The following is a 3,092-nucleotide window of genomic DNA, read 5'->3' as shown; positions in this document are numbered from 1 at the left end:
GTTGGGCGAGATCGAGAGCGATGCCATCGCCGTGCATGAGGAACGCTGCATCTCGGTTCGCAACCGCAACGCCGACTGCCTGCGCTGCGTGGAGGCATGCACGTCGGGCGCGCTGGCGTACCGCGCGGGCGAGCTGCTCGTAGAGCCCGAGCGCTGCATCGGATGCGGCACGTGCGCCACGGCGTGCCCCACCTGCGCCATCGAGCTGCGCAACCCGACGGATGCCGAGCTGACGGCGCAGCTCAAGCACTCCATCGTGGCGACGAAAGGCCATCCGGTCATCGTGTGCGAGCAGGCGCTCGAGGCGGCCAACGTCGCGGCCGACGATGCGTCGGCCGCGTGCGCGGTGCCGTGCCTGGGGCGCATGGACGAGTCGGCGCTCGTGGGGTTGGCGGCGTACCGCGCCTTCGACGCGACGCTGGCCTGCGGTTCGTGCGAGACGTGCCCACATGCTCCGGGCGGCGCGCTCGTGCGCGAGGTGGTGGAGGGCGCGCGCAACCTGCTTGAGGCGTTCGGATCCTCCATGCCCATCGACCTGGAGGAATGCGTGCCCGAGCGCGTGTTGGAGCCCGGCGGGTCGCACGGCCAGGCAGGCAGCGACGGGGTGGGGCGGCGCGACTTCTTCCGCTCGGCCAAGGACGCATCGACCCGCGCAGCTGGCGCGGCGGTGGCCGAGGAGTTGGGGATGGTCGAGGCCGAGCCCGTTCCTGCGGCGCATCGCAAAGTGGGCGCAGATGGGACGCTGTCGCAGTTCGTCCCCACGCGCCGCGTGCGGCTGTACAACTACCTGCAGCACGTGGGGCAACCGACGGCCGACGAGGTGGAGACGCGTGTCATCGGCGCCGTGTCCATCGATGCCCAGAAGTGCAGTTCGTGCCGCATGTGCGCGGTGTTCTGTCCCACGGGCGCCATCAAGAAGCTCGACGAGGGCGGCGTGTTCGGCATCGTGCACCGTCCGAGCGCCTGCATGCAGTGCCGCCTGTGCGAGCACATCTGTCCCGAGCAGGCCATCGCGGTGAGCGGGCGCGTGCCCATCAAGCAGTTCATGGGCAAGGAAGCCGTGTGCTTCGCTATGAAGCGTCCAACCTGGACCCCGAACAAGCCCTCATCGATGTACGATAAGCTGCACGCGACGCTCGGCGAACACTTGGAGATGTGCATGTTCTAGGGAAGTTCCGGCGGTTTGTCGGCCGCCGGAACTGCTCGACGCTGCGGAGCTCCCTGGCACCCGATCTCGCGGCGAGGCCGAGGACTCGCGTACCGAAGTACGCTTCGCCCTCGCCCTCCCCACGATCTCGGGCACCAGGGAGCCCCTCGCTGACGCTACGAACGACCGGTGATTTTGGAGGAACGAACGCATGATCAACTACACGCTGCCGGATTTCACGGTGGGGCTGGGGCTCAACCTGTTCTTCATCCGCTTGCTGGAGCAGCGCCCGGCGCTGTTCCAGGACGGCGTGCGCATCGACAGCGTGTACGGCTGCTTTCCCGCGTGCGACCTGAACGGCGGCCGCGCGTTCTTGCGCGAGCGAGCCACGCCTCGGCAGATGGAGGAGGCGTTCTCGCTCTTGGCCGAGCACGGCGTGAAGGCGCGTCTCACGCTGACGAACATGCTGGCCGACGAGGACGACCTGCACGACGAGTACCTGAACGCGATGCTCGCCATCGCCAGCCGCTACGGCGTCGAGGCCATCGTGTACGCCGACCTCGTGGGCGACTACGTGCGCGAGCGTTACGGCATGCGCTGCGTGCTGTCCACCACGCGCGCGCTGGCGGACGCGGCCGAGGTCAACCGTATGACGAAGCGCTACGACTACGTGGTGCTCGACTACAACCGCCACAAGGATCCGGCGTTTCTCGCGGCGCTCGAAGACCGCGACAAGGTGGAGGTCATGGTGAACGAGTTCTGCGCCTACCGGTGCCCGCATCGCGCGCAACACTACCTGCATAACAGCGAGGATCAGCGGTCGGGCACGATGCGCCCCTTCGAGTGCGTCGCGAAGCGCGCCGATTTCTTCGACCACGAGCCGGGCCACCCGGTGATCTTCACCGATCGGGAGGTGCGCGACCTGCACGACGAGTACGGCATCGGGTACTTCAAGATCGTCGGCCGCGGCGTGGCCTTCCAAACCGTGCTCGAGGCCTACGCGTACTACCTCGTGCGCCCCGAGTACCGTGAAGACGTCAAGCGCATGGTCATGCGCGCCGCGGGGTGATAGTCGGCGGGGAAGAGCTGCTGGTTTTGCATGGGGTCAGGCGTCTGTTGCACAAAAACCCGCGACGTGCGATCTGAACCGATGTTTTCTTGTCGCCCACTCTGATCGGTTTTGAAGAATCCCCAGGTCGTTGAATCGCCCTCGATTGCAGTGCGCGGTGCATTCGCGAGAGACGGCCGTTCAACGGCCTTCAAGTCTCGTACGTCGCCAATTTTTGTGCGCTGAAGGGCGAATCACGTGCAGATGCCGTTCGCCGAAACGCTTTCGCGCTTTAAGCGTGGGACTTAGGCAGTTGTTCGCTTCTTGTGGAAACGCATTCGCGTCCACGCAGGCAAATCCGCGGCATCAGCTTTCAATCGGTTCGAGATCCACTGCCTGGTCGTCGTCGAACGCGTCACCCGTGGCAACGGCGGTGACGCCTTCGCTCGCTTGCAGTTCGAAGGCGATTTCGGCACTCGCATGCGCCCCGACGGCTTTGAGGGCGTACCCTCCCCGGTCGAGCGTGAAGACGCGGCTTCCGCGAGCCGTTCCTTCGCAGACGGTATCAACGTTCTTCTCATCGACGAATACGATCTTGAAGTCGCCGTCCGATACGGTCGCATCGTAGTCGACGCGAAACTCCCCGCCTTCGTTGGGGACGGAGATCCGAAGCCATGTTTCCAGGCCGGTCAGTCCGCCGATCTTTCTGTCGAACAGGGAGCCGGTTCTGTTCGCAACTGTGTACGTGTCGAATCCTTGGGCGATGCGGGCATCGTCGCAGTAGATCGATTCCTGCATCAGATTGAGGGGTCCTGCGCAACCGGCCAGAACCAGACACGCCGCCGCGAACGCCGTCGCCATGCCGCGTTTCCTGGTCATACGGCACCTCCTTTGCCG

At 65.4% G+C, this 3,092-nt stretch carries 3 protein-coding genes; 2 read left to right on the top strand and 1 reads right to left on the bottom strand.

Features of this window, described 5'->3' with window-relative positions:
- Window position 1: 1 nt before the first annotated feature.
- Both ACMO6A_RS04400 and ACMO6A_RS04395 read left to right on the top strand, forming a co-directional pair.
- Window positions 2-1,168 carry a 4Fe-4S binding protein gene (locus ACMO6A_RS04400; RefSeq protein WP_418470835.1) on the top strand — a complete coding sequence of 389 codons (1,167 nt, stop codon included), beginning with the start codon at window positions 2-4 and terminating at the stop codon, window positions 1,166-1,168.
- Between the two features lie 190 nt (window positions 1,169-1,358).
- Entirely contained in the window at window positions 1,359-2,216 is an 858-nt protein-coding gene (locus tag ACMO6A_RS04395; protein ID WP_009607995.1) for a hypothetical protein, read from the top strand.
- 345 nt (window positions 2,217-2,561) lie between these two features.
- Here the strand turns inward: ACMO6A_RS04395 and ACMO6A_RS04390 are convergent, their stop codons facing one another.
- Window positions 2,562-3,056 carry a hypothetical protein gene (locus ACMO6A_RS04390; RefSeq protein ID WP_009306112.1) on the bottom strand — a complete coding sequence of 165 codons (495 nt, stop codon included), beginning with the start codon at window positions 3,054-3,056 and terminating at the stop codon, window positions 2,562-2,564.
- Window positions 3,057-3,092 lie beyond the last annotated feature (36 nt).

Source organism: Eggerthella sp. (genome assembly GCF_048329335.1).
Taxonomy (GTDB): Bacteria; Actinomycetota; Coriobacteriia; order Coriobacteriales; family Eggerthellaceae; genus Eggerthella; species Eggerthella lenta.
The sequence above is the reverse complement of the archived record's forward strand: the minus strand, read 5'-3'. Positions and strand labels throughout refer to the sequence as shown.